The organism is Alloalcanivorax dieselolei B5 (assembly GCF_000300005.1).
Lineage (GTDB): Bacteria > Pseudomonadota > Gammaproteobacteria > Pseudomonadales > Alcanivoracaceae > Alloalcanivorax > Alloalcanivorax dieselolei.
The window spans coordinates 3,907,439-3,932,497 of sequence record NC_018691.1 but is presented as its reverse complement, the minus strand read 5'-3'; the positions used below and the strand labels follow the sequence as shown (position 1 = coordinate 3,932,497).

24 protein-coding genes are annotated in these 25,059 nt (G+C 62.1%); 9 read left to right on the top strand and 15 right to left on the bottom strand.

Going from position 1 to position 25,059, the window contains the following annotated elements; translation table 11 throughout:
* Positions 1–4 precede the first annotated feature (4 nt).
* From B5T_RS17470 to B5T_RS17445, 6 genes are all read right to left on the bottom strand, one after another.
* The gene (locus B5T_RS17470) at positions 5–1,621 is read right to left on the bottom strand and encodes a class I adenylate-forming enzyme family protein (RefSeq protein WP_014995860.1); all 1,617 of its coding nucleotides are present in this window, start codon (positions 1,619–1,621) and stop codon (positions 5–7) included.
* Between the two features lie 10 nt (positions 1,622–1,631).
* Positions 1,632–2,339: an ABC transporter ATP-binding protein gene (locus B5T_RS17465; protein WP_014995859.1), complete on the bottom strand. Its 708-nt coding sequence runs from the start codon at positions 2,337–2,339 to the stop codon at positions 1,632–1,634.
* A complete protein-coding gene (locus tag B5T_RS17460) occupies positions 2,339–3,106 on the bottom strand; it encodes an ABC transporter ATP-binding protein (RefSeq protein WP_014995858.1) in 768 nt (255 codons plus the stop codon). The genes B5T_RS17465 and B5T_RS17460 overlap by 1 nt, the downstream gene beginning before the upstream one ends.
* On the bottom strand, positions 3,106–4,395 hold the full coding sequence (locus B5T_RS17455; protein WP_014995857.1) for a branched-chain amino acid ABC transporter permease: 1,290 nt from the start codon (positions 4,393–4,395) through the stop codon (positions 3,106–3,108). The genes B5T_RS17460 and B5T_RS17455 overlap by 1 nt, the downstream gene beginning before the upstream one ends.
* 10 nt (positions 4,396–4,405) lie before the next feature.
* Positions 4,406–5,347: a branched-chain amino acid ABC transporter permease gene (locus B5T_RS17450; RefSeq protein ID WP_014995856.1), complete on the bottom strand. Its 942-nt coding sequence runs from the start codon at positions 5,345–5,347 to the stop codon at positions 4,406–4,408.
* 77 nt (positions 5,348–5,424) lie between these two features.
* The gene (locus B5T_RS17445) at positions 5,425–6,657 is read right to left on the bottom strand and encodes a branched-chain amino acid ABC transporter substrate-binding protein (RefSeq protein ID WP_014995855.1); all 1,233 of its coding nucleotides are present in this window, start codon (positions 6,655–6,657) and stop codon (positions 5,425–5,427) included.
* A gap of 223 nt (positions 6,658–6,880) precedes the next feature.
* On the opposite strand from B5T_RS17445, the gene B5T_RS17440 reads away from it, so the two are divergent.
* Entirely contained in the window at positions 6,881–7,579 is a 699-nt protein-coding gene (locus B5T_RS17440; protein WP_014995854.1) for a GntR family transcriptional regulator, read from the top strand.
* Positions 7,580–7,583: 4 nt separating this feature from the next.
* Here the strand turns inward: B5T_RS17440 and B5T_RS17435 are convergent, their stop codons facing one another.
* The 4 genes from B5T_RS17435 to B5T_RS17420 all read right to left on the bottom strand — a co-directional run bounded on the left by B5T_RS17435 (position 7,584) and on the right by B5T_RS17420 (position 11,821).
* Positions 7,584–8,288 (bottom strand): SGNH/GDSL hydrolase family protein, encoded by a 705-nt coding sequence (locus tag B5T_RS17435; RefSeq protein WP_014995853.1) that lies wholly within the window; start codon positions 8,286–8,288, stop codon positions 7,584–7,586.
* A gap of 17 nt (positions 8,289–8,305) precedes the next feature.
* Entirely contained in the window at positions 8,306–9,925 is a 1,620-nt protein-coding gene (locus tag B5T_RS17430) for a phytoene desaturase family protein (RefSeq protein WP_014995852.1), read from the bottom strand.
* A 10-nt stretch (positions 9,926–9,935) separates the two neighbouring features.
* Complete coding sequence (locus tag B5T_RS23770) at positions 9,936–10,541, bottom strand: TetR/AcrR family transcriptional regulator (RefSeq protein WP_014995851.1); 606 nt, start codon at positions 10,539–10,541, stop codon at positions 9,936–9,938.
* 242 nt (positions 10,542–10,783) lie between these two features.
* Positions 10,784–11,821, bottom strand: a complete 1,038-nt coding sequence (locus tag B5T_RS17420) for an NADP(H)-dependent aldo-keto reductase (RefSeq protein ID WP_014995850.1) — start codon at positions 11,819–11,821, stop codon at positions 10,784–10,786.
* A 238-nt stretch (positions 11,822–12,059) separates the two neighbouring features.
* On the opposite strand from B5T_RS17420, the gene rplM reads away from it, so the two are divergent.
* From rplM to B5T_RS17380, 8 genes are all read left to right on the top strand, one after another.
* Positions 12,060–12,488, top strand: a complete 429-nt coding sequence (rplM, locus tag B5T_RS17415; protein ID WP_014995849.1) for a 50S ribosomal protein L13 — start codon at positions 12,060–12,062, stop codon at positions 12,486–12,488.
* 11 nt (positions 12,489–12,499) lie between these two features.
* On the top strand, positions 12,500–12,895 hold the full coding sequence (rpsI, locus tag B5T_RS17410; protein ID WP_014995848.1) for a 30S ribosomal protein S9: 396 nt from the start codon (positions 12,500–12,502) through the stop codon (positions 12,893–12,895).
* 526 nt (positions 12,896–13,421) lie between these two features.
* Positions 13,422–14,009 (top strand): ubiquinol-cytochrome c reductase iron-sulfur subunit, encoded by a 588-nt coding sequence (gene petA, locus B5T_RS17405; protein ID WP_014995847.1) that lies wholly within the window; start codon positions 13,422–13,424, stop codon positions 14,007–14,009.
* Positions 14,006–15,286 (top strand): cytochrome b, encoded by a 1,281-nt coding sequence (locus B5T_RS17400; RefSeq protein ID WP_014995846.1) that lies wholly within the window; start codon positions 14,006–14,008, stop codon positions 15,284–15,286. Before petA ends, B5T_RS17400 begins: the two co-directional genes overlap by 4 nt.
* Positions 15,286–15,942, top strand: coding sequence for a cytochrome c1 (locus B5T_RS17395; RefSeq protein ID WP_014995845.1), 657 nt, complete (start codon positions 15,286–15,288; stop codon positions 15,940–15,942). Before B5T_RS17400 ends, B5T_RS17395 begins: the two co-directional genes overlap by 1 nt.
* Positions 15,943–16,033: 91 nt before the next feature.
* Positions 16,034–16,672: a stringent starvation protein SspA gene (sspA, locus tag B5T_RS17390; protein ID WP_014995844.1), complete on the top strand. Its 639-nt coding sequence runs from the start codon at positions 16,034–16,036 to the stop codon at positions 16,670–16,672.
* A 78-nt stretch (positions 16,673–16,750) separates the two neighbouring features.
* Positions 16,751–17,158 (top strand): ClpXP protease specificity-enhancing factor, encoded by a 408-nt coding sequence (locus tag B5T_RS17385; protein ID WP_014995843.1) that lies wholly within the window; start codon positions 16,751–16,753, stop codon positions 17,156–17,158.
* Between the two features lie 43 nt (positions 17,159–17,201).
* Positions 17,202–19,196: an LTA synthase family protein gene (locus B5T_RS17380; RefSeq protein ID WP_014995842.1), complete on the top strand. Its 1,995-nt coding sequence runs from the start codon at positions 17,202–17,204 to the stop codon at positions 19,194–19,196.
* 163 nt (positions 19,197–19,359) lie between these two features.
* Here B5T_RS17380 and B5T_RS17375 read toward each other — a convergent pair whose 3' ends face one another.
* The 5 genes from B5T_RS17375 to B5T_RS22380 form a co-directional block, all read right to left on the bottom strand.
* Positions 19,360–20,565, bottom strand: coding sequence for an MFS transporter (locus B5T_RS17375; RefSeq protein WP_014995841.1), 1,206 nt, complete (start codon positions 20,563–20,565; stop codon positions 19,360–19,362).
* 69 nt (positions 20,566–20,634) lie between these two features.
* Positions 20,635–21,420: an SDR family NAD(P)-dependent oxidoreductase gene (locus B5T_RS17370; RefSeq protein WP_014995840.1), complete on the bottom strand. Its 786-nt coding sequence runs from the start codon at positions 21,418–21,420 to the stop codon at positions 20,635–20,637.
* Between the two features lie 139 nt (positions 21,421–21,559).
* Positions 21,560–23,119 (bottom strand): AMP-binding protein, encoded by a 1,560-nt coding sequence (locus tag B5T_RS17365; RefSeq protein WP_014995839.1) that lies wholly within the window; start codon positions 23,117–23,119, stop codon positions 21,560–21,562.
* 164 nt (positions 23,120–23,283) lie between these two features.
* The gene (locus B5T_RS17360) at positions 23,284–24,585 is read right to left on the bottom strand and encodes a TRAP transporter large permease (RefSeq protein WP_014995838.1); all 1,302 of its coding nucleotides are present in this window, start codon (positions 24,583–24,585) and stop codon (positions 23,284–23,286) included.
* On the bottom strand, positions 24,582–25,055 hold the full coding sequence (locus tag B5T_RS22380) for a TRAP transporter small permease (RefSeq protein WP_014995837.1): 474 nt from the start codon (positions 25,053–25,055) through the stop codon (positions 24,582–24,584). Before B5T_RS22380 ends, B5T_RS17360 begins: the two co-directional genes overlap by 4 nt.
* Positions 25,056–25,059 lie beyond the last annotated feature (4 nt).

The window sequence follows — 25,059 nt, the reverse complement described above, 5'->3', positions numbered from 1 at the left end:
GTTCTCAACAGGGTTCGGTTTCAGGGTGGGCGAGGCGGTCGCGCAAGGTGGTCTTCATCACTTTGCCGTTGGCGTTGCGCGGTAGCGGCTCCCGTTGCAGATGAACAAAATCGAGGACTTTGTAGTCGGCCAGGCGTTCGGCGCAGAAGCGGCGTAGCGTGTCGGCATCGAGGTCGCTGTCCTGACTGCTGATCACCGCCAGAATTTTTTCGCCGAGCACCGGATCCGGCACGCCGATCACCGCGCACTCGGCCACGGCCGGGTGATAGGCGATGGCGTTTTCCACTTCGATGCAGTAGATGTTGTAACCGCCGCGAATAATCATGTCCTTCTTGCGGTCGAAGATGCGTACATAGCCATCGGTGCTGATATCGCCGATGTCGCCGGAGCGCCAGTAGCCGCCGACGAAATTCTGCGCGGTGCGTTCCGCATCCTGCCAGTAGCCGGGAATCACCACCGGCCCGGAGATCCATAACTCACCGGACTCCCCCGCCGGGCACTCCTGGCCCTGTTCGTCCATGATGCGGATGTCCACGCCATCCAGTACCTGTCCGATGCTGTCCAGGTGCTCCAGTTGCGCCGCTGGTGGCATGGCGGTGACCGCGGTGCAGGTTTCCGTGGCGCCGTAGGCATTCATTAACTGCAGGTGCGGCAGCCGCTGACGAAACTCGACGATGGTCGATTCCGGCATGGGGGCGCCGCCGAAAGCACCGACCCGCCAACTGTCGAGATCGAGCGTGTCGAAGTTGGCGCGCATCAGACACAGCTTGTACATGGCTGGAACCATGATGGTGCTGGTGGCGCTTTCATCGGCGACCAGTTGATTGAATTCGGCGGCGTCGAATTGCGGCATGATCAGAGTGCAGCCGGCCATGTGTGCCATGGTGAAGATGATGCCCATCAAACCAGTGACGTGGCTGCCGGGAACCGCCAGGACGGAGCGCTCGGCGAAGCGCAGATCCATGGATTTTTCCCACAGTTTGACGGTATGAGCGATATTGAGGTGGGTCTGCATGGCGCCCTTGGGGCGGCCGGTGGTGCCAGAGGTGTAGAGCAGAACGGCGATGTCTTCCTGGTCCGGGCGGGCCAGCGGCAGCCTGGTGTCGGCGCCTTCAAGCAAAGCCTCGAAGGGGCGGGCTCCTTCGGCGTCGCCCCCTGCCGCGAACAGCGCGACCAGATCTTTGGTGGCGCCGCCGTCGTGCAGCCGTTGCACCAGGTCGGCTTCGGCGATAGCCACTTTGGGCGCGCAATCGGAAAAAATGTAGCCGAGCCCGGCGCCTTGTTCACGGGCGTTCAGGGGAACCGCGATGGCGCCGAGCCAGAGCGCGCCATAAAGGCCGTACATTAACGCCGGGCCGTTGCGCAGCACCAGCGCCACCCGGTCTCCGGGGCGCACGCCAAGTTGGTGGAAGGCGGCGGCGACCCGCGAGGCCCGCCGTGCCAGTTGGCGATAGCTGACACGTTCGCCCTCGACCACGAAGGCATCGCCGTCGGGATTGCGCTCCAGGGCGGATTGCAGCATGGCCTGCACCGAGGCCGGCCGCTGGCGGAAACAGCGGATGACACGGTCGCCGAAGTGCGTTTCGTAATGCATGTCGAAGCGATTGGTGGGATGGTTCACGCTGCTCTCCTCACGCCACTTCCAACCAGTCGCGGCGAATGTCATCCCGCGCCTGCATGTCGGTGGTGGAACCGGTGAAGACGATCTGGCCGTGTCCCATCACCAGTACATGGCTGGCCACGCGCAAGGCCATGGTCATCTTCTGTTCCACCAGCAACACACCCACGCCGCGTTGGTGAATGTCGCGGATCACGTCCATGACCACTTGCACGATCATTGGCGCCAGTCCTTCGGTGGGTTCATCCACCAGCAGCACCAGTGGATTGCCGAGCAGTGAACGGCAGATGGTGAGCATTTGCTGTTCACCGCCGGACAGGTAGCCGGCTTTCTGATTACGGCGTTCACGCAGGCGGGGAAAGTACTGGTACATATCCTCCGCCTGCCAGCGAGGGGCGCCTTCGGCACCGGTCTGCATGCCCATCATCAGGTTTTCCTCCACGGTGAGGTTGGGGAAAACCTGGCGCTCTTCCGGTACGTAACCCAGGCCGCGCCGGGCGATGACATGGGCCGGGCGGCCGGCCAGATCCTCGCCGTTGAGCGCCACCTTGCCCTGGCTGGGGGGCACCAGACCCATCATCGCTTTCAGGGTGGTGGAGCGGCCGGCGCCGTTGCGCCCCAGCAAGGCGACAATCCGGGGTTCCGGCATGGTGAAACGCACGCCATGCAGAATATGGCTCTTGCCGTAATAGGCGTGCAGATGGTCGATGTCCAACAGCATCAGTGTTCCTCCTCCTCGCCCAGGTAAGCGCTTTGCACCTCCTGGTTAGAGCGAATCTCCTCGGGACTGCCGGTGGCGAGAATGCGGCCGTAGACCAGCACCGAGATGCGGTCGCACAGTCCAAACACCACGCTCATGTCGTGCTCCACCATCATCAACGTCTTGCCTTCGGTGACCTGGCGGATCAACTCCACCATGTAGGCGGTTTCGTCCCGGGACATGCCGGCGGTGGGTTCGTCCAGCAAGATTACTTCCGCGCCGGTGGCCAGGGTCATGCCGATCTCCAGCGCCCGTTGCTCCGAGTAGGTAAGGTCCGAAGCCAGGTTGTCGGCACGATGGTCCAGGCGCACTTGTTGCAGCAGAGCATGGGCTTCGTCATTGATGGCGCGCATCGGTTTGATCCGCCGATACAGGTTGAAGCGAATGCCGTGCCGGGCCATGACACCGATGCGGATGTTTTCGAAAGCGCTCATGCGGCTGAACACATTGGTGATCTGAAACGACCGGGTCAGACCGCGACGGCTGATCTGTTCCGGTTTCAGACCGCTGATGCGCTGGCCGCGCAGATAGATTTGCCCGCCGCTGGGGCGGTGCTCGCCGGAGATCAGATTGAACAAGGTGGATTTGCCGGCGCCGTTGGGGCCGACCAGGGCGTGGCGTTCGCCGTGTTTAATAGTGAGGTCCACGCCGCGCATGATTTCCAGGCCGCCGAAGTGTTTTTGCAAGTCGTCGATGACCAGGACGTCGGGCTGCATTGCGGTGTCCATCAGCGTCCTCCTTCCATCAGTTCCTGCGTGGCGGCGGGGATGTCGCCGTTATCATTGTCGTCGTCCTTGTCCCACAACGTCTGGATGCGGGCGAAGGCGCGGCGCAGCAGGTACAGACCGGGCACCAACAACAGCACCGGGAACAGCCACGTGAACGGATGGAACACCTGCCATTCCCGAGCGAACACCGTGTAAGGCGCGTACTCGCCGGTGCGGGCCACCGCCGCCGCGTACTCCCGGGACAGCACGATTTCCAGACTCTGCACCACGAACACGGTGGCACAGGCGACCATCAAGCCGGCCAGAGTGGCGAGCGCGTAGGGGGCGGCCAGCCGCTTCCAGGGCAAGGCATGGCGTTGTTCGATGTGGGCCTGGATGACACCGCCGATGCCCTTGGGCGCGAACAGCATCACCAGCACGAAGATGATGCCCTGATAGAGCATCCACGAGTGGGTGACGCCCGAGACCACGAAGGTGAACAGCGACAGCACGCAGGCGCCGACGATCGGACCAAAGAAGATAGTGGAACCGCCAACGAAGGTATGCAGCACCACCAGGGCCGAGACCTGGGTGCTGAACACACTGTAGTTGGCGGTTTCGTTGGAGATCGCCATCAGGCTGCCGGCGACACCGGAGAACATGGCGGAGATGGCGAACACCACGATCTTGGTGCCGTGGGCGTTGAAGCCCATGAAGCGGATGCGCTGCTCGTTGTCGCGCAATGCCAGGGTGAGCCGTCCGAAAGGCGTGCGGGTGTAGGCGTAGAGCAGGCCGATGCAGATCACCACCCAGGACAGCGTCAGGTAATACACTTCCAGCGTGGAGCCGAAGGTGAAGCCCAGGGAGGGCATGCGCATGGACGACAATCCGGCCTCGCCGCCGAACATTTCGTCCCAGTGCGGTGCCAGGGAGTGCAGCAGCTCCGCCAGAGCCAGGGTCACCAGCGCGAAATAGACGCCGGAACGCATGGTGGCGAAGAAGCCGGCCAGGGCGCCGCACAGCAGACTGACGGCGGCACCGGCCAGCGGCAGCAACACAGTGGGGAAAGGGATATCCCCGTATTCCACCGACTGCATCAGATGGATCACGGTGAAGGCGCCGACGCCGAAGTAGGCGGCGTGACCGAAGGACAACATGCCCCCCTGGCCCACCAGCAGATTGAAGGCGGCGGCGAACAGGGCGGCGATCAAGGCGTTGATCAGCGCGTACTGCCAGCCGGTGCCGAGCAGAGGCGGCGCGATGATCAGCAGCGCCAACAGGGCGAGGATGGCAATCAGGGCGTATCGCATTATAGCCTCCTCAATTCTTCGAGCCCATCAGGCCGGCTGGACGCACCAGCAGCACGATGAGCATCAACAGGAAGGGAACGGTGGCGGAAATCGAGGACAGCGGCATGGTCACCAGGCCCCCCAGACTGTTGGCCCAGTCACCCAGGCCGATCAGGCCGAACAACGAAGCCAGCGACCAGTCCAGGCCCACCGCGAAGGAACTGAATACGCCGATCAGCAACGAAGCGATCAGCGAGCCGGCCAGGGAGCCGAGTCCGCCGACCACCACCACCACGAAAACGATCACGCCCAGCTCCAGGGCCATGTTCGGATTGGTGGGAAAGAACGCGCCGGCCACCGCGCCGGACAGTCCGGCCAGGGCCGCGCCGGCGCCGAACACACCGAGGAACACCATGGGCACGTTATGCCCCAGCGCCCGCGCGGTGTCCGGCAGGCGTTCGGCGGCACGCACCACCATGCCCACGCGGGTGCGGGTCAACAGCACGAACAACACGATGAACATCAACAAGGCCACCAGCCCGATGAACACGCGATAGAACGGATAGTCGGTGCCGAACAGATTGAAAATGGCGAAATTGAGGTAGTCCGGGCGCTGATAATTCACCGGGAAGTCGCCGTAAAACAGCTTGATCAACTCCTCGAAGATGAACACCAGGCCGAAGGTCAGCAGCAGCTCGTGGGCGTGGCCATGGGCATGCACCCGGCGCAGCATGTAGCGCTCGATGAACATGCCGATGATGGCCACCAATAACGGGGCGACGATCAGCCCCACCCAGAAATTGAACAGGCCGGAAAGGGTGTAGGCGAAGTAGGCGCCCAACATGTAGAACGAAGCGTGGGCGAAGTTGAGCACGCCCATCATGCCGAAAATCAACGTCAAACCGGCGGACACCATGAACAGGAGCATGCCGTAGATGACGCCGTTCAGCGTGGAGACGATCAGAAACTCCATGCGTCTCTCCCGATGTTGTTATCAGTATGGCGGCCGGCTCCCGGGGAGACGCGGCCGCGGAATCAAAGCGGGAAGGGTTATTTCGGGCGCCGCATGCGGCAGCTGTCCTGGGCCGGATAGATGGCGTCCTCGCCAGCCACGGTCTTGATCGGCTTGAAGCCCAGCTCGGTGCCGTCCACCGGGTACTTGACGCCGCTGGCCACCTGGGACACCACGATGGGGATCACCGCCTGATGATCCGCCTTGCGGACATGCATACCGCCCAGACCGTTATCGAAGGTGGTGTTTTCCATGGCCAGGGCGATTTCGTTGACGTTGATATCGCCGCCGTCGAAATCCACTTGTTTCAGGGCTTCGGCGAACAGGCCGACGCCATTCAGGGTGGTCGGTTCGATGAACACCGGATAGTGGCCGGTGGCTTTCTTGTAGGCTTCGGGGCCAGCCTCGTCGAGCAGTTCTATGTTGCTGCTGTGCGCCACGTAATGGCCTTCGGCCACATCGCCGGCGTTGGCCACATTGCCGGGCTGATCCATGAAGATGGTGCCGAAGGTGACATCCAGGTTGGCGTCGCCCACCGCCTTCATCAGCAACAACAGGTCATTGGACCAGTTGCCGGTGATCACGGAATCCGGATTTTCCGATTTGATGCGGGCCACGAACGGGGAGAAGTCCTGGATCCGGTTTACTTCGTGGAGCACCTTGTCCACCACCTGGTAGTCGAACCGGTCCGCGTTGTCGACGATGGCGGTTTCCATGTCGCGGCCCCAGGAGTAGTTCTGGTTGATGGAATAAACGCGCTTGCCCAGATCGCCCTGTTCGGACATGACCTGCATCAGCGGGACGGTGCGATAGGGCGCGGTGGTGGTGAAGTGGAAGGCGTGGAAATGACACTTCTTGCCGCGCAGCTCCATGGCCTCGGCACCGACATTGATATAGATGATCGGATTATCGGGGTTGCGGATATTGTGCTTGCGTACGTCCTCGGTGACCTGGCCGCCAATCGCTGAGGACGCGCCCTGAATGATGACGTGGGCGCCGTCGGCCGCCGCTTCGCGGAATTTGGTGGCGGCGCCGGAGGTGTCGCCGGCGTTGTCGTACTCCTTCACCTGGATGGGTTCGCCGTTGAAACCGCCGTTGGTGTTGGCCTGATCGATCACATACTCAGCGGCGGTGGCGATCAGGCGGCCGGTGGAGGTTTGCGGGCCGGACAGGGATTCGATGATGGCGATTTTCAGAGGTTCGGCCTGAACCGCGGGAGCGATGGCGCCCAGGGCGGTGATGGCCGCGGCCGTGGTAATCCAACGTGGCATGGTGTGCCTCCTCAATGCTTGTTGTGTTTATACGCCGGGCCCGGTGGCGCGGCGGGTGGTGAGGTGTTGCGTTTGTCTGAAACTAGCCCATGGATTATTGTGGGTCAATATCGTAGGACAATATTGCTAACATAATTCGAAGATGCGTACCGGGCGAGGCCTCATTAGAATGCGCTGCCAGCCTGCTCCGGCCCCTAAAAACGACGATCAAGGACCGTTTCCCATGCGCAGAGCCGAAGACGCCACCCCACCGGCCACGCCTCCGTTGAGTTCACCGGATGCGGTGATCCAGGCCATTTGCAAAGGCATTGGCAGCGGCCGTTATGTGCCGGGGCAGCGGCTGGTGGAAGCGGATCTGACCCGCGAGCTGGGGGTGAGCCGGGGGCCGGTGCGGGAAGCGTTGAAGCGGCTGGCGGCGGAACGGATCATTACGCTGACCCGGCACAAGGGCGCCTATATCCGCTCGCTGAGCCGGGAAGAAGTGCGCGACCTGCTGCAGAACATCGAGGTGTTGCTGGGGTTGGCGGCGCGATTGGCGGCACAGCGCATCGACCAGGCCGATCATCGCCAGCGTTTTGAAGAGGTGTTTGACGAACTGCTGGCTCACCGCCGACGTGGGCTGAGTTTTGCCTACCTGGAGCAACGGGACCGCTTTTACGGTGTGATGATCGACATCGGCGGCAACCGGGAATTGCCGGGTATGCTACCGGCGACCATGGTGCAGTTGCTGCGCCAGCAGTTTCAGTCCTACGATCAGTTCACCAACCCGCCGCGCCGCTTCCGGGAGTATCAGGTCATGGGGGAGGCGATTCTGGCCGGTAATCCGAAACGGGCGGAGCGTTGCACCCGTCTGCACATCCGCAGCTCCCGGCTGGCGATCCAGAGCCTGCCGGATGCCGCGTTTTACGGAAACGGGGGCTAGGCGTTCAAGGCATGCTGATGTCGTCCGCCACCGTTCGGGCGATAAGCGCATAGCCTTGTTCGGAGGGGTGATAGCCGTCCTCGGCCAGCAGATCCTTGCCTTCCACGGGTGGATAAGCCAAGTGGTGTACACCGGCCAGCGTGCGGGCCAGGTCCTGCTGCACCCGATCCAGCCCCTGTGCCCGCCAACCCAGCAAGTCTCGTAACGGCCGGGGCAGGGCAGTGAAGCGCTGCATCGGAGGCACCGCCAGCAGATAAACCGGAAGCTCGGCTTTGTCCCGTCGTAGTTCGGCGATCAGCGCCGTCAATGCGTGGCGATAGCCGCGGCGCCGGGTCAGGCCGGTGGTGTCATTGACGCCCAGGCTGATTATCGCCACATCCGTCTCCGGCGCCCTGGGCAGGTGCCCGATCAGCGCGGCGGCGCGAATGCCGTTGACGCCCACGGTTCGCCACAACACGGTGCGGCCATGGCGCCGGCTCAATTGCGCGGCCAAATGCGCCGCCAGGCCTTGTTGATGGTCACCAACACCGACGCCGGCGGCGGTGGACTCTCCCACCACCAGCAGTCGTAGCGCCGGGCCGGTGTCTCCGCTGCGGCCGCTCGGTTCGCCGCCCGCCTCCGGCAGGCGCGGCGTGGTCGCCCGAGTGCGTTTCGCCTGCCACAGCAGCCACGGGGACAACAGCAACAGCGCCAGCCAGAAACGAATCATGATTACTCCATGAAGAGTCAGCCCGCGAACATGGTCTTGGCCAACGGCAGGGCGCGCACGCCGCCCACCGAAATGGCGGTGACCAGCCCGGCGATCATGGCCCCGGCGACGCCGCAGGTGAGCACATCCTGGCCGGTGAGATAGAGGCCGGGAATGGTGGTCTTGGGGCGCAGCCATTGTTGCTCGAACCGGTTTGGATCGTGGTTCAGGCCATAAATTTCGCCACTGGGGTAGCGGCAGAAATAAGCGGTGGAAAGCGGAGTGGAGAGCTCGTAGTAATCGAGGTGCTCCCGCAGGTGTGGCATTTTCTCGAACAGTTTTTCCAGTAGCCGCTGGGAGAACGCTTCCTTGACCGCTTCGTAATCTTCGCCCCGTTTGCCCCAGGGAGTGCCGTCCCAGGCCTGGAACCATTCATAGGGGGCGGCGGCGACGATCTCGATGGTGGCGCGGTCCGGATAGCGTTCGCTGAAACTGGGGTCCTTGGCGCTGGGGAAGGAAATATAGGTCAGCGGAATATCATGATCATCGGGGGCCGCCAGGGCTTGCTCCAGTTGCCGCTGATAGTCGCTGTCCGGGTAAATCCAGAAATTGGTTTTCGGCAATCCCAGGCTGGCGGCGTCCGCGTTCAGGCCCACATACAGGCAGGCGCTGGCCATGGAACGTTGCACCCGGGTCAGCCGGTCCAGATAGCCCTGGCGCTGCGGGCAGGTGTCCGGCAACAGGTTCTGGAAGGTGTTGAATACACCGGCGTCGCTGATGATCACCGGCGCGGAAACCACATTGTCGTCCGCCAGCCTCAGACCGGTGGCGCGACCGTTCTCGATGACGATCTCCCGCACGTCGGCGTAGGTAAAGACGTCGCCGCCGCTTTGCTGGATCACCGGAATAATGGTTGTGGCCATGGCCGAAGCGCCGCCCACCGGATAGAAGCCGCCATACAGATAATGGCGGGCGATGATGGCGTGGATCAGAAAACTGGACTGCTCCGGTGGCAGGCCGTTGTCGCCCCACTGGCCGGTGAGCACCGCGATCAACTCGCGATTGTCGGTCAGCTCACCGAGCACTTCGGCGGTGGGCCGGTTCAGCTTGCCGGCCCCGGTGAGACTCAGCCCCTTGGCCAGCAGTTTACCGGCAGTGCCGGGCAGCACCTTGGCGGTGGTCAGCACCTGGATCGCGGTGGCGGCCTTGGCGGTGAGCGCCATATAGCGGTCGATGGCGGCATGGTCGTTGGGGAAAGCCCGTTTCAAGGTCTCGACGAAAGCCTCGGGGCCGGCCATCAGATCGTACTGCCGGTCGCCGATATGGATGCGGTCGTAGCAGGGATCCATCGGCGCCCATTTCAATTGGCCGTCACTGATATGGTCGAACAGCCGTTTCGCCAGGGTATGGTCCTTGCCCACGTCACCGATGTAGTGAACACCCACGTCCCATTCGTAGCCGTTGCGCTCGTAGGCGTGGGTAAAGCCGCCGGCGGTGTAATGCTGCTCGAACACCGCCACTTTCTTGCCGAGCTTGCTCAGACAGGCGGCGGCGCTGAGCCCGCCAATGCCGGAACCGATGACCAGAACATCGTAACGGCCTTGCAGGCGGTTGGCGCGGTAGCGTCGGCCTATTCGCAGAGTGCTGGGGCTGGGCATGAGGGACTCCTCAGGGGGTGTTGTTATGGCGGGAAGACGGGCCGCCGGGCAGTAGCAGCCGGGTGACCAGAGCCGCCAGGCCCGGTGCCTGCTGCTCGTCGGGCAGGTGACCATCAATGGTCAGTTCGGCGAAACCGTGCACCAGGGACCAGGCGGCGGCGGTCAGCGGGCCGGCCGGCTGGCCATTCAGATAGCCGGCGGCGAGAGCGTCATCAATGCTTTGCTGCAGAACGGCGAAGGCGCCGAGGCCGGCGGCGTCCAGGTCCGGATGGGCGCCGCGCGGCAGCAACTGGCCGCCGAACATCAGCCGGTACAGATTGGGCCGTGCCTGAGCGAAGGCGATGTAGGCCTGGCCGATGCCGGTCAGTTGCTCCAGGGCGTCATCCCGCCGCACCGCCAGCAGTTGCCGGCGCAGCTCCCGGAAGCCGTACTCGGCCAGGGCGGCAAGCAGACTGTCGCGATTGCGGAAATGCCGGTACAGCGCTGGGGCGGTCACTTGCAGACGGCGGGCCAGGGCTCGCAGGGTGACCGCCGCCGCGCCTTCCTCATGAAGGAGGGCCAGCGCCTGTTCCAGGGCCTGACGGTACAGATCGCCGTGATGATAGGTGGAAGTCATGTTGATCCCGATGCTGTGTTAACGGCGTTAACATTGCGCTGATAACATTGCACCGATAACAAGGGAGCCGTCAAGAGGGGTCTTGGAAACATGTACCGGGGGTAGCTACGAGGCCGCTGTGGGAGCCAGCCCTGCTGGCGAATGAATCGTTCCCGAATGGTGGGAGAATTCGCCAGCAAGGCTGGCTCCTACAGTACCTTCGTGGTTCTCGCTTTGCGAATTGCCCGAGCGCAGTTAGAGCGTCAGGGCGCCGGATACGGGAAGCGGGTATGAATCGCTTCGATCTCCTTCTCCAATTCGTCGTTCCAGCTCAGATTGACGCTGTCCAGGTTCTCCCGGAGCTGCTCCAGGGTGGTGGCGCCGATGATGTTGCTGGTGACGAAGGGCCGGGTGGTGACGAACTGCAGCGCCAGTTGGGTGGGGCTGAGACCGTGGCGTTCCGCCAGTTGGCAGTAGGCTTCGGTGGCGGCGACGGACTGTTCGTTGGTATAGCGGGCGAAGTGCTTGAACAGTGTCAGCCGGCCTTTTTCCGGCTGCTGGCCGTTACGGTATTTGCCGCTGAGCAGGCCAAAGGCCAGTGGTGAGTAGGCCAGCAGGCCGACGCCTTCACGATGGGCCACCTCGGCCAGACCCACCTCGAAACTGCGGTTGAGCAGGGAATAGGGGTTCTGGATCGATACCGGATGCGCCAGGCCGATCTTTTCCGCCTCGCGGAGGAAGGTCATGGTGCCCCAGGGAGTTTCGTTGGACAGGCCCCAGTGGCGGATCTTGCCGGCGTCCACCAGTGCCTTGAGGCCGGCCACGGTCTCCGCGATGGGCAGCGCCTGGGCGTCCTCGCGGTGCTTGTAACCGAGACGGCCAAAGTAGTTGGTGGGGCGCTCCGGCCAGTGCAGTTGATAGACATCGATAACATCGGTCCGCAGGCGCTTGAGGCTGCCTTCCACCGCCTCTTGCAAGCTTGCCGGGCTCAGGCGCGGCCCGCCGCGGATATGTTTGACGTAATCGCCAGGGCCGGCGGCCTTGGTGGCCAGTACCACCTTGTCGCGGTTACCGGTGCGGGCGAACCATTCGCCGATGATGGTTTCGGTGCGGAAAGAGGTGTCCGGGCTGGCCGGAACCGCGTACATTTCCGCTGTATCGAAGAAATTGACCCCCTGTTCGAGGGCCAGGTCCATCTGCGCGAAGCCGTCCTCGGCGGTGTTCTGGTTGCCCCAGGTCATGGTGCCCAGGCACAGGCTGCTGACTTTCAACTCGGTATGGCCGAGAAAGCGGTATTCCATGGTGGCTCCTTGTCTATCCGGGTCTGTCCGGGCGGCTTTTCAGGTGTCTTTTTAAGTGTCTTTTCAGGTAAGAACGAGTCAGCTGACTATACCCAACAATTTCCCGTTTTCCGTGCTTGTCTTTACCCGGGCGCTTCAGTACAATTCGTGCCCTCTTGCCCGGCGGGCTTAACGTCGGCGGGTTCCTGGAACCCGTAAGCATCTGAATTTAGGGCACAAATTTTTAGGGAAGACTCCCATGAAGACCTTCAGCGCGAAACCGGAAAGCGTAAAGCGCGACTGGTATGTGGTAGACGCCTCCGGCAAAACGCTGGGTCGGCTGGCTACAGAGATCGCCAGTCGTCTGCGCGGTAAACACAAGCCGGAATTCACTCCGCATGTGGACACCGGCGACTATATCGTGGTGATCAACGCCGAGAAAGTGGCGGTTACCGGCAAAAAAGCCAGTAACAAGATGTACTATCGTCATACCGGCTATCCGGGCGGCATCAAGGAAGCCAACTTCGAAACCCTGATCGGCAGCAAGCCGCAACTGGTTATCGAGAAGGCCGTGAAGGGCATGCTGCCGCGTACTCCGCTGGGTCGCGCCATGTTCAGCAAACTCAAAGTCTACGCCGGCGCCGAGCATCCTCATACTGCTCAGCAGCCGCAGCAGCTGGAAATCTAAGGGGTTAGTCGATGGCAACTGCAAACGCCGATTACGGAACCGGTCGTCGTAAAACCGCCGCCGCTCGCGTTTTCCTGCGCCCCGGTAGCGGTAACATCACCGTTAACGGTCGCCCGCTGGATCAGTTCTTCGGTCGCGAGACCAACCGCATGGTGGTGCGTCAGCCGCTGGAACTGGTGGACATGACCGATCGTTTCGACGTCTACGTGACCGTGAAAGGCGGTGGCAACAACGGCCAGGCCGGTGCCATTCGTCACGGCATCACCCGTGCTCTGATGGAGTACGACGGTGAAATGCGCGGCGCCCTGCGTCGTGCCGGCTACGTCACCCGCGACGCCCGTGAAGTCGAGCGTAAGAAAGTGGGTCTGCACAAAGCGCGTAAGCGTCCGCAGTACTCCAAGCGTTAATCGGCACCGCCGAATACCGCTCACGCTTGCGAAAAGCCCGGCAATGCCGGGCTTTTTTGCGTTCAAATCAGGGGTTTACCGGGCGTCTCTCCCCGGAATAACCGGTTGTAAGATGTGGGTTTTTTCTTTACCATTTCGGCCGCCTTACTCCGCCTGAAGCGTGAGCTCTGACCTCTCGTCCCGGTCCGGGACATCTTTGCCTGATCTGGGTCACTCCCGCGCTCCGACGGAGCCCGCTTTCGTTCGATTTGATCCGCTGTTGTCGGCATCATTCGTCCTGCGGGATTTAAATAACAAACCGGTTCGGTGTTGCCGTTTCACACACCCTTGTCCGTCCGGGTCCGGGCCTTCCGCCCCTGCCCGACATCGCATTGGTGTGTGCCATGCCCTGGTGGCGTGGTTGGCGTGGCTCGACATTCCTGGCACGGATCCGGGTGTGGATGTGAAGCCTGGCATCCACCGGAAGAGCAACGCGGCGAACGATGGAAAAGACAGATGAAAACAGGCTCCAGGGGAGAAGATCTCAATGAGCAATGACGGCGTAAATACCAGCCGCCGTACCTTTCTGATTGGCCTGACATCGGCGATCGGAGCAGCAGGTGCGGTGGGGCTGGCGGTTCCTTTCGTGAAATCCTGGCTGCCTAGCGCCAAGGCGGAGAACGCCGGTGCCCCGGTCCAGGTCGATATCAGCAAGTTGGAATTGGGCCAGCGGGTGGTGCAGGAATGGCGCGGGCAGCCGGTGTGGGTAGTGAATCGCACCGACAAGATGCTCGAAGGCCTGGCCCAGATCGAGGGTTCGCTGCGCGACCCCGGTTCCGAGCAAGATCAACAACCGCCGTACGCCAAGAATCAGTGGCGCTCCATCAAGAAAGAATATCTGGTGCTGATTGGCACCTGTACTCACCTCGGTTGCTCCCCCCTGTATGAGCAAGAGCCCACCGTGCAACTGGATCATGGCGGCTTTTTCTGTCCCTGCCACGGTTCCATGTTCGACCTGGCGGGACGTGTTTACCAAGGCGTGCCGGCTCCCACCAACCTGGTGGTTCCGCCGCACTCTTATCTGAGCGAGTCCGTGATCATCGTCGGCTCTGAAGAAGGGGAGACTCAGGCATGAGAGTGGTGAATGGCTTGATCGACTGGGTGGATGCGCGTCTTCCCGTCGTTAACACCTACAAAAAACACATGTCGGAGTACTACGCTCCGAAGAACTTCAACTTCTGGTACTACTTTGGGGTGCTCTCCATGGTGGTGCTGGTGAACCAGCTGCTCACCGGTATCTGGTTGACCATGTTCTTCTCTCCCAGCCAGGGCTTCGAGTCCGTCGAGTACATCATGCGCGACGTGCAGTGGGGCTGGCTGATCCGCTATATGCACGCGGTCGGCGCTTCGGCCTTCTTCGCCGTGGTGTACATCCACATGTTCCGTGGCCTGCTGTACGGCTCCTACAAGCCGCCGCGGGAACTGGTGTGGATCTTCGGCATGTTGATCTACGTGGCACTGATGGCCGAAGGTTTCCTCGGCTACGTGCTGCCCTGGGGTAACATGTCCTACTGGGGCGCCCAGGTGATCATCTCCCTGGCCGGCGCGATTCCGTTCGACGTGATTCCGTTCATCGACGCCAACGACGCCAAGGAAATCGGTGAGGCCCTCACCACCTGGGTGCGTGGCGACTATCTGCTGTCCACCGCCACCGTGAACAAATTCTTCGCCCTGCACGTGGTGGCGATTCCGCTGGTGCTGGTGGCCCTGGTTTTCCTGCACATCCTGGCGCTGCATGAAGTCGGCTCCAACAACCCGGATGGCGTGGAAATCAAGAAGCACAAGGACGAGAACGGGATCCCCAAAGACGGCATCCCGTTCCACCCTTACTACACCGTCAAGGACCTGCCCGGCGTCATCATCTTCATGATGGTGTTCGCGGTGGTGATCTTCTACTTCCCCACCGGCGGCGGCTATTTGATCGAGAAGCCCAACTTCGCGCCGGCGGATCCGCTGAAGACCCCGGATCACATCGCTCCGGTGTGGTACTACGGCCCCTATTACGCGATGCTGCGTGCCACCACCATCGACTGGTTTATCTCGTCCAAGGCCTGGGGGCTGATCGCCATGGGCGGCGCCATTGCCATTCTGTTCCTGCTGCCCTGGCTGGACCGCCATCCGGTCAAGTCCATCCGTTACAAGGGCCTGGTGAGCAAGATCACCCTGGCGCTATTCGTGGTGGACTTCCTGATCCTCGGCTATCTCGGGACCCAGCCGGCCACCGGTCTGGCGAAGACCGTGGCGCAGATCGGCACGGTGTATTACTTCCTGTTCTTCATCGTGATACTGCCATTCGGCCATCGATTCGAAAAATCCAAGCCGGTACCTGAGCGCGTCACGGGGGGTCACTGATGAAGAAGCTTTTTGCCGCCATTTTGTTCAGCTGTTTGCCGGTATTGGCCGTGGCCGCCGGTGGTCATGACGCTGAGTATGAGAAGGCTCCGGTCAATCTGCAGGACAAAGTGAGCCTGCAGAACGGTGCCAAGCTTTATGTCAATTACTGCATGGGTTGTCATAGTCTGGAATATCTGCGTTACGGTCGTATGGGCGACGACCTGGGTATCCCGGATGAGCTGGTACTGAAGTATATGAACTTCACCAGTGATAAGATTGGTGATCCGATGCAGAACGCCATGGATAAGGAAGACGCCAAGAAGTGGTTCGGGACCGCGCCGCCGGATCTGACCCTGGAAGCGCGCCTGCAATCCCCGGATTGGCTGTATTCTTATCTGATCGGCTTCTATGAGGATGAATCCCGTCCGTTCGGTTACAACAACAAGGTGTTCCCGAACGTCGGCATGCCGCATGTGATGGCCGGTATGCAGGAAGCCCTGGATGAAGAGGAATTCAAGGCCGCCATGGGCGATATCACCAACTTCCTCACTTACGCGGCGGAGCCGATTGCGCCCACCCGTGAGCGGATTGGTGTTTACGTGCTCGTGTTCCTTGCTATCCTTCTCGTACCGGCGTACCTGCTGAAGAAGGAATACTGGAAAGACGTTCACTGATCCACGAACGTTGATCCAGCCTGCAACAGGGTAACCGCGCAAGCGGCTACCCTGTTTGTGTTATTAGATGATGCTTGGAGATGACTCGACCATGGGCGTGGTGACCAAACGTTCCTCAATGACTTTCTTCTCTTCCCCGGACGATCACTACAGCCACCGGGTGCGTATTGTCCTGGCGGAGAAGGGCGTAACCGTGGATATCGTGGACGTGGACAGCCGGGACAAACCGGAAGATCTGGCGGCCCTGAATCCGTATAACGAGGTCCCGACCCTGGTGGACCGTGAGCTGACCCTGTATCAGTCCACGGTGATCATGGAGTATCTGGACGAGCGCTTCCCGCATCCGCCGTTGCTGCCGGTGTATCCGGTGGCGCGGGCGCAGAGTCGTCTGCTGGTGCACCGTATCGAGCGTGACTGGTGTGGCCATGTGGACGCCCTGGTGCTGGGCGAGGAGAAAGACGCCGCTTTGAACAAGCGCCGCAAGGAACTGCGCGAAGGAATGATCGCCACCGCGCCGATCTTCAATGAGCTGCCGTTCTTCATGAGCGAGGAATTCACCCTGGTGGACTGCGTGGTGGCGCCGATTTTGTGGCGGTTGCCCGTTCTGGGTGTGGACCTGCCCGCCAAGCAGGCCAAGCCGCTGCTGGATTACGCCGAGCGCCTGTTTGACCGTGACAGCTTCCAGGCCAGCCTGACCGAAGCTGAGCGGGAAATGCGCCTGGCGCTGTGAACTCCGGCCCGTGCCCCCGCGCACGGGCTTTTTTTGCCGCCGGAGCGCGGCCGTATCCATCGGAAAAGCCCTGCTGTTATGTCCGAAATGACTTCCAACCGGCCCTATTTGATCCGCGCCACCCATGAGTGGATATGCGATAACGGTCTCACCCCTCATCTGGCGGTGGACGCGGGCTATCCCGGCACCGAAGTGCCGCAGGAATTCGTCAAGGATGGCCAGATCGTACTGAACGTGGCTCCCCGGGCCGTGACCCAGTTCGTGGCGGGCAACGATGAAATCGTCTTTTCTGCCCGTTTCGGCGGCGTGCCGCATCATCTCAGAGTGCCGGTGGGCGCGGTGATCGCGATTTTCGCCCGCGAGAACGGCCAGGGCATGGCGTTCGAGCCCATAGATCCACCCCCGGATCCCCCCGAAGACGGCCCCGATGACAATGGTCCTGACAAAGGCCCCGACAAGGGCCCGCGTTTACGTGTGGTGAAATAAGCGCCGCCGACCCCGACAACCCGCATCTGATTGTGGAGCCTGTATGCTGTTTTCGCCACGTGTGCGATTGATCCTGAGCCTGGTTGCCGCGTTCTTCCTGGTTTTCGTGGTACTGAGGGGGGCGTTCTTCTGGTTTTTCCTTTCCGGCCTGGAACTGCCTTCGCAAGAACTCTGGCATGCCTTCGGCATTGGTGTCCGCTTCGACTTGCGTTTGGCCCTGCTGATTGTTCTGCCGGTGGCCATTCTCAGCCTGCTGCCGGGCCTGTTCGGTCTGCGCCGCGGACAGCTGGCCCGCAAACTGGCGGTGGCCTGGCTGGCTCTGGCCTCCGCCGTGGCCTGTTTCGTTTACATCGCGGATTTCGCCCACTACAGCTATCTGGAAGAACGCCTGAACAGCTCTGTGTTGCGTTTCCTGACCAACCGTGGGGATTCCCTGCAGATGGTGTGGGAGAGCTACCCGGTGGTCTGGCTGGCGCTGCTGCTGCTGGTGACGCTGGCGGTGGGAGCCTGGTTGGGGCGCAAGCCGATTGCCGCCTTCGCGCGCCGCCCGGCGCCGGGGCGGGGCTGGTTGGGTGGCACCATCGCCGTGGCGTTGGGTATCTATCTGTACGCTCTGGGGATCATGGGGCAAACCGGCACCGTGCCGCTGCGCTGGAGTGACGCCTACTTTTCCAACAATCTGCAGGTGGCGTCCCTGGGGTTGAACCCGGCGATTTTCTTTTACGACACCTACACCACCGGTACCCGGGAACATGACGATGAGCTGCTGGCGCAGCGCTATCAACGGGTGGCGGAATACCTGGGGGTGAGCAATCCGGACCCCGAGACCATGACGTTCGCCCGGTCGGTGCCGGGGCAGGCACCGCAACGGCCACCCAATGTGGTTCTGATTCACCTGGAATCCATGGGCGCCAACCGCATGGGGCTGTTTGGCAACCCCATGGAAGCCACGCCCAATCTGGACCGTCTCGGTAATGAGGGGCTGTTCTTCCCCAATTTCATGGTGCCCTCCAGCGGTACCGCCCGCACCGTGTTTGGTCTGGTGACCGGGATTCCCGACATTACCTGGGGTGGCTCCACCGCATCCCGGGATCCGCAGATCGTCAATCAGTACACCCTGGTCAACGCTTTTAAAGGCTACGAGCGCCTCTATTTCATAGGCGGTTCCGCCGGCTGGGCCAATATCCGTGGCGTATTGAAGAACAACATTCAGGATCTGGAGTTGTGGGAGGCCGGAGACTACGACGCCCCCAACATTGATGTCTGGGGCATCTCGGACCGGGATCTGTTCAAGGCCGCTCACCAGCGCCTGGACCAACTGGATCCGGACAAGCCGTTCATTGCCTTCATCCAGACCGCCGGCAACCATCGGCCGTTCACCATTCCCGATGATGATTCCAACTTCGAGGTGATCAATCCGCCGGAAGACAAAGTGCGCCAGCACAGCTTCCTCGGCAACGATCAGTACAACGCGGTGCGCCTGTTGGACTACAACATCGGTTACTACCTGAATGACCTGGTGGCTAATTCCCATTACGCGGACAACACCATCTTCATTCTGTACGGCGACCATAACGACCGCTCCGAGCCATCCCAACACATGGGTTACAGCGAGTCCCTGCTGCTGGACAAGCATCATGTGCCGTTGATCATCTACGGCCCGGACGTCATTGGTGAGCACCGGGTGATTGAGCGCCCCGCCAGCCTGGTGGATATCATGCCGATGGCGCTGGGGCTGGTCGGGCTGCCGTATGAGAACCGCACCATGGGGCGGGATCTGCTGGATATCGAGGGCCCCTCATACGCGATCACCTTTGGCGGTGACCGTTCCCACCGGCCGTTAATCGGCCTGGTTGGCGAGGATTATCACCTGAGCATGTACTACGACGGTGACAACGCGCGGCTTTACGATCTGAAGGATCCGCGCCTGGAAGCGGATGTCGGCGTGGACCAGCCGGAGGTGTTCCAGGACCGCAAGGAACTGCTGGAAGGGCTGTATCAGGCGGGGCGTTATATGCTCCACCATAATCGGCCTTAGTGCGGCTTGGAGACATAAACTCAAAGGTTGCTACAAGGCCGCTGTAGGAGCTTGCCCTGCAAGCGAATTTCCTTTTGGAAATGGGTGCCCATTCGCTTGCAGGGCAAGCTCCTACAGCGGCTTCGTAGTACCCGCTGTGGGAAGCGATGTGTTTAAGCGGTCTTCAGGACACCGCCACATCAGCCGGGAACCGGCGAATACGCTGAGTCAGAAACAAGCCGACGATCAGCCAGAAGCAGGTAAAGCCGATGGCGAGCGGGAAGCCTCCCGGCGTTTCGATCAGCCAGCCCGCCACCGCCGGGCCGATAAGTTGTCCGCCGGCGAAGAACAGGGTGACATAACTGAACGCGATGGGAATGTAACGCGGTGCCACCTGGTCGGTACTGGCGGCCTGGATCAGGGTGAAGACCCCATTGACCGCGCAGCCCATGAAGAAGAAATGGGCGATGAACAGAGGCAGGCTCTGATCGACCAGTGGCAGTGCCATGGCAACGGTCACCACCGACATGGCCAGGCTCAGGGTATTGCCGCGCCCCCAGCGGTCCGACAGCGAGCCCCATAACGGGCCGCTGAGGACGGAGAGCAACCCCATCATCGCCATCAGCCATCCCGCGATGGTTTCGTCGAAGCCGGATTCCACCACATAACTGACCATGAACAGAGCCTGGGTGATGTACACCATGCCGATGATGCCGTACACCAGCGCCATGATGATGACCCGGGGATTCCGGTAGATCAGCCACTTGTCCGCCGAGGGCGGCCGCGCCGTGTTGGCATCGTCGCTGGCGGGCGGATCACGCACCGCCATCAGAACCAGTAAGCCGACGGCGCCGGCAACGGCGGCGAAAATCCCCCAGGTCACCCGCCAGCCGTTCGCGCCGAAAAGATCGGAGAGCCAGGGTACCAGCAGCCCGATGAAGAAAATCCCCGCGCCGACGCCGGCGGTCATGCAGCCGATCATCATTCCGCGCCGCTCCGGGTACCAGGTGGCCAGCAGAGACACCGTGGGCGCGAAGCAGAACGCGGTGCCGAAGCCGAGCAAGGCCATCAGCACCACGATCAGAATATAGTCGCTGGCGGCGGCCAGCCCGGCGAAGCCGACGGTCACCGCGGCAAGACCGAAAATCACCGTATTGCGGGCGCCCCAGCGGCTGGCCGCGAGACCGCCAAGCAATACGAACAGCAGATAACCCAGGGCGGTGACCGTGCCCAGAGCGCCGGCCTGGCGGTAGCTCAGCCCGAGATCGGCGCGCATGGCCGGCAACAGCAGACCGTAGGCCAGGCGGGCGAAGACAATCACCACCAGCGCCACCAGCATGGCGGACACGGCCATGACGAAAGGGTTGGGCCTGTTATCGGTTCGCGGCATTGGGGCAATCACTCTGGTGGGGCCGGGCCAGCATGGTCGGCGTGATCAGCGAAACAAGCAACCTATCCATCACGCGTTGCGTGCCATCAGACCGCCGTCCACCGGAATCACCGCGCCGGTGAGGTAGGACGCCGCCGGCAGGCACAGGCTGACGGTCATGTGCGCCACTTCTTCCGGGGCGCCATAGCGTCGCAAAGCGGTTCGCCGTCTGGCGAAAATGGCCTTGTGCTCGTCCGCGATCCGCGCGGTCATATCGGTGTCGATGGGGCCGGGGCAGATGCAATTGACGGTGATGCCTTCCTTGCCCAGCTCCACCGCCAGGGCGCGGGTCAGGCCGGTGACGCCGGCCTTGGCCGCGGCATAGGCGCTGTTCTCGGCGGTGGCGCCGAGCGCTTCGGTGGAAGCGATATTGACAATGCGGGGATGGTGCGAGCCCCGCAGGTGGGGCAGCGCGGCCCGCACCAGGCGTTGCTGGGCGGTCAGCAGAATCGACAGGCTGGTGTGCCACGTGGCCTCGTAGTCGTCCGCCAAGGACGAGATGGCGGTGAAGCCGGAGACCCCGGCATTGTTGATGAGAATGTCCAGGCCGCCAAAGGCTTCGGCCACCTCGGCGGTGACCGCTTCGATCGCCGCGGCGTCGCTCACGTCCAGGGTCCAGCTTTGCGCCTGGAAACCCGCGTCGCGAATCTCCATGGCGACCTGCCCGGCGCCGTCACCATCGCGGTCGGTAACGGCAACCCGCGCGCCCTCGCTGGCGAACACCCGGGCGGTGGCTCGTCCCATGCCGCTGGCGCCACCGGTCACCAGGACCCGGGCACCGTTCAGGGAACGGCTCAATTCGGTGAGGCTACTCATGCTTGGACCTCTCTTGCAGGTTCACGATGTTTGCGCCACACGCCAATTCGCTGCCTTGGCAGCGAATACAGCGCGAATTCATATCTCCAAGACCAATAATCAGTCACTGCCGTGGCTTCAGCCTCCAAGCCGGCAGTCTCTAGACAGCAGCCGCCCATTGCTGGCGAAGGGCTTTCTTGTCCAGTTTGCCGTAAGCGGTGAGCGGCAGGCTGTCGAGCAGATGGATCTGTTTGGGGACCTTGTACTTGGACAGCGCGCCTTTGCAGTGGCGCAGCAGGGCTTCCAGGTCCAGCTCGGCGCCGGCATCGGGGACCACGAACGCGGTCACCGCCTCGCCCCAGTCTGGATCGGGCAGGCCGACCACCGCCACCTGGCCGACACCGGGGTACGGCTGGATGGCGTTCTCCACCTCCGAGGTGTACACGTTCATGCCGCCGCTGATGATCATGTCGTTCTTGCGGTCCAGCAGGTACAGATAACCGTCCGCGTCCATCCGTCCGATGTCGCCGGTGTGCAGCCAGCCGTCCACCAGCGTTTCGGCGCTTTTCTCCGGCAGGCCATGATAACCGAGCATGTTGTACGGCGTGCGTGCCGCCACTTCGCCGCTTTCCCCCGCGGGCACCGGTTTCCCGTTGTCATCGACGATACGGACCTGACTCATGGTCGCGGCCTGACCGCAACTGAGCAGCCGCTCCGGATGGGCCGGGTTGTGGTCCTCCCGGCGCAACCGGGTGATAAAGTTGGGCGCTTCCGACTGGCCGTAGAGCTGCATGAACACCGGCCCGAAGGTTTCCAGGCCCTGAGTCAGACGCTCCACCGTGATCGGGGCGGCGCCGTACAGCATGGTGCGCAGCGAACTCAGATCCGGACGGGGCTCCGGATTGGCCTCCAGCCAGTCCAGCAGCCGGTAAATCATGGTGGGTACCATGAAGGTGAGAGTGACCTTGTCCTCGCTGATGCGGCGGATCACGGTGGCGGGATCGAATCCGGGTTCGATGTAATGGGTAGCCCCTTTCAGCAACCCGACCATCAGGATACTCCCAGCGGCATGGGGCAGAGGCGAGGTAAGCAGGAAGCGCTCGTCGTCCTGCAGTGCCAGCTCCATCTGGTGGGAAAGCAGATTCAGATAAATGTTTTGTTGGTTGTGCAGGACGCCCTTGGGCTTGCCCGTGGTGCCGCCGGTGTAGGGAATGAAGGCCAGATCATCCGGTGTCACGTTGACGTCGGTGTACTCCGGCTTGCCGGAGGCGAGAAAATCATCCCAGGGCATCATGTCCGACGGGCAATCCCGCGTCGGTCCGAGTGCGATCACCTGTTCCAGCTCCGGCAGGCGATCGCGGTGACGGGAGAGCAGCTCGAAACGCTGAGCATCGACGATGGCCACCCGGGTGTTGGAGTCCGCCAGAATATAGAGCACCTCATCGTCGCTGAGCATGCTGTTCAAAGCCACCCGGGTGGCGCCGGCCTGAATCACCCCCTGGGCCGCCACCGCGAACTCCAGGCAATTGGCCATGGCGAGCGCCACCCGGGTGCCGGGGGTGACGCCGAGGTCGATGAGGGCGTTGCCGACCTGAAAGCTGCCGCGCTGCAGCTCGGCGTAACTGAGGCTGTGCCCCCCCATGGTCAGCGCGCAGCGGTCCGCGAAACGGGCCAGAGCACCGGTGTACAGGGATTTCAGCGTCATCAGCGGGACGGTCATGGAGGCACCTGATTGTTGTCGTTGTCGGGCGGCAGGCGGAGAGCCGGATGGGTCGGTGTATTACGTTAGCGAGGGCGGCAGCGGGTGAGCATCGTCGGAACCGACGAAGCGGTGGTTTCGAGGGAGGGGAGGCGGCGTCCCCATGAGAACGCCGCGGGGCTGAATCAGCGTAGAGACCGGAGCAGTTCCGGCAGTGCGAGACTGAGTTGAGGGAACAAGGTCACCAGTGCCAGCACCCCCAGCAGGGCCAGCAGGAACGGCCAGATGCTGCGAATGATCTTCTCCACAGGTACCCCGGAAATCTGACTGGACACGAACAGGTTGACCCCCAGCGGCGGTGTCAGGAAGGCGATCTGGATATTGGTCACCAGAATGATGCCGAAGTGCACCGGGTTGATGCCGAAGGCGGTGACCAGCGGCACTAGGATCGGCGCCAGGATGATGATCGCCGACATGGTTTCCATGAAGGTGCCCACCAGGATCAGGAACACGTTGATCCACAGCAGAATCACCAGCGGATTGGTGGAGACACCGGACATGGCCACGGAGATCTGCTGTGGAATGGTTTCCAGGGTGATCACCTTGGCCAGCAGCGCTGAGCAGGCGACCACGATCATCAGCGCGCCGGAGATGCGGTGGGTCTGCTCGAAGGCTTCGTGCAGTGCCCGGGCGTCCAGTTGTCGATACACGAAACGGGCCACCACCAGCGCGTAAAAGACCGCCACCACCGAAGCCTCCACCGGGGTGAACAGGCCCGAGTAGATGCCGCCAAGAATCAGCACCGGCAAAAACAGGGCGAATTTGGCGTGCCAGATCAACGCGCCCAGGCTCTCGTTCTCGTCCTCCTGCTCATGCACCGGATTGACCACGGCACCGGAACGTTTGGCCATCACATAGGCGGTGAATACCAGCACCACGCCCATCAACAGCCCGGGCAGCAGACCGGCGGCGAATACGTCGGCGATCGACACATTGGCGATGATGGCGTAGATGATCATCGGGTTACTGGGGGGAATCAGGATGCCCAGAGTGCCGCCAGTGGCGGTGACCGAGGCCGCGTAGGGTGCCGGGTAGCCGTAACGCACCATGGACGGAATCATGATCGACCCGATCGCCGCCACGGTGCCCGGGCCGGAGCCGGAAATCGCGGCGAAGAACATGCACGACAGAATCGTCACCATGCCGAGGCTGCCGGGGATGTGCCCGAACATGCGCCGGAAGATACGAATGATGTCGTGGGTCAGGCCGCCTTTCTCCATAATGTTGCCGGCCAGGATAAAGGCGGGAATCGCCAGCAGCGCGAAGTTGTCCACGCCGTTGAAAATACTCTGCGCGGCGAACACCAGGTCGGCGCCGAGAAACCAGGCGGCGGCGAAGCCAGTCAGACCGAGCGCCGCGTAGATCGGCACGCCGAGCAGCAGCAGTGCCGGCAGCATAATGATCAGTACCCATTGCACGGTAGTCATGCCAGACCCTCCCCGACCTCGCCACCAGCGTTGCGGCCGAACAGCCGGCCCAGCGCCGATAGCACGAACGCCAGGATCAACACCACGAACAGATAGTTGGTATTGAAACCGAGCACCGGCGACACACTGGGGTATTTAATGCCGTCGATGACGTTGCGATAGCAGTAGATGATCATCAGCACGTCAAACAACAGCAGCAGGGCCGTGGTCATGATTTCCACCGGCCCCCGCCCCAGGCGCCGGCTCAGCCAGTCGGCGAAGACGCCGATGCGCAGGTCCGCTCTGGTCAGCGAGGAGTAACTGGCGCTGATAAAGACGAAGGAGATAAAGGCGAACCGGGACAGTTCCTCGGTCCATTCCAGGCCGGCGTTGAAACTGCGGCCGAAGATCTGCAGCAGCAGCGCCAGCACCATGCCCGACAGCAACGCGTGGCACAGCGCCAATTGGGACTTTCTCAACAGGTTGTACATAAGT

Coding starts and splice junctions, on each gene's coding strand:
- B5T_RS17465 (WP_014995859.1), bottom strand. CDS start 2,339: ATGCTGTTGGACATCGACCATCTGCACGCCTATTACGGCAAGAGCCAT.
- B5T_RS17460 (WP_014995858.1), bottom strand. CDS start 3,106: ATGGACACCGCAATGCAGCCCGACGTCCTGGTCATCGACGACTTGCAA.
- B5T_RS17455 (WP_014995857.1), bottom strand. CDS start 4,395: ATGCGATACGCCCTGATTGCCATCCTCGCCCTGTTGGCGCTGCTGATC.
- B5T_RS17450 (WP_014995856.1), bottom strand. CDS start 5,347: ATGGAGTTTCTGATCGTCTCCACGCTGAACGGCGTCATCTACGGCATG.
- B5T_RS17445 (WP_014995855.1), bottom strand. CDS start 6,657: ATGCCACGTTGGATTACCACGGCCGCGGCCATCACCGCCCTGGGCGCC.
- B5T_RS17440 (WP_014995854.1), top strand. CDS start 6,881: ATGCGCAGAGCCGAAGACGCCACCCCACCGGCCACGCCTCCGTTGAGT.
- B5T_RS17435 (WP_014995853.1), bottom strand. CDS start 8,288: ATGATTCGTTTCTGGCTGGCGCTGTTGCTGTTGTCCCCGTGGCTGCTG.
- B5T_RS17430 (WP_014995852.1), bottom strand. CDS start 9,925: ATGCCCAGCCCCAGCACTCTGCGAATAGGCCGACGCTACCGCGCCAAC.
- B5T_RS23770 (WP_014995851.1), bottom strand. CDS start 10,541: ATGACTTCCACCTATCATCACGGCGATCTGTACCGTCAGGCCCTGGAA.
- B5T_RS17420 (WP_014995850.1), bottom strand. CDS start 11,821: ATGGAATACCGCTTTCTCGGCCATACCGAGTTGAAAGTCAGCAGCCTG.
- rplM (WP_014995849.1), top strand. CDS start 12,060: ATGAAGACCTTCAGCGCGAAACCGGAAAGCGTAAAGCGCGACTGGTAT.
- rpsI (WP_014995848.1), top strand. CDS start 12,500: ATGGCAACTGCAAACGCCGATTACGGAACCGGTCGTCGTAAAACCGCC.
- petA (WP_014995847.1), top strand. CDS start 13,422: ATGAGCAATGACGGCGTAAATACCAGCCGCCGTACCTTTCTGATTGGC.
- B5T_RS17400 (WP_014995846.1), top strand. CDS start 14,006: ATGAGAGTGGTGAATGGCTTGATCGACTGGGTGGATGCGCGTCTTCCC.
- B5T_RS17395 (WP_014995845.1), top strand. CDS start 15,286: ATGAAGAAGCTTTTTGCCGCCATTTTGTTCAGCTGTTTGCCGGTATTG.
- sspA (WP_014995844.1), top strand. CDS start 16,034: ATGGGCGTGGTGACCAAACGTTCCTCAATGACTTTCTTCTCTTCCCCG.
- B5T_RS17385 (WP_014995843.1), top strand. CDS start 16,751: ATGTCCGAAATGACTTCCAACCGGCCCTATTTGATCCGCGCCACCCAT.
- B5T_RS17380 (WP_014995842.1), top strand. CDS start 17,202: ATGCTGTTTTCGCCACGTGTGCGATTGATCCTGAGCCTGGTTGCCGCG.
- B5T_RS17375 (WP_014995841.1), bottom strand. CDS start 20,565: ATGCCGCGAACCGATAACAGGCCCAACCCTTTCGTCATGGCCGTGTCC.
- B5T_RS17370 (WP_014995840.1), bottom strand. CDS start 21,420: ATGAGTAGCCTCACCGAATTGAGCCGTTCCCTGAACGGTGCCCGGGTC.
- B5T_RS17365 (WP_014995839.1), bottom strand. CDS start 23,119: ATGACCGTCCCGCTGATGACGCTGAAATCCCTGTACACCGGTGCTCTG.
- B5T_RS17360 (WP_014995838.1), bottom strand. CDS start 24,585: ATGACTACCGTGCAATGGGTACTGATCATTATGCTGCCGGCACTGCTG.
- B5T_RS22380 (WP_014995837.1), bottom strand. CDS start 25,055: ATGTACAACCTGTTGAGAAAGTCCCAATTGGCGCTGTGCCACGCGTTG.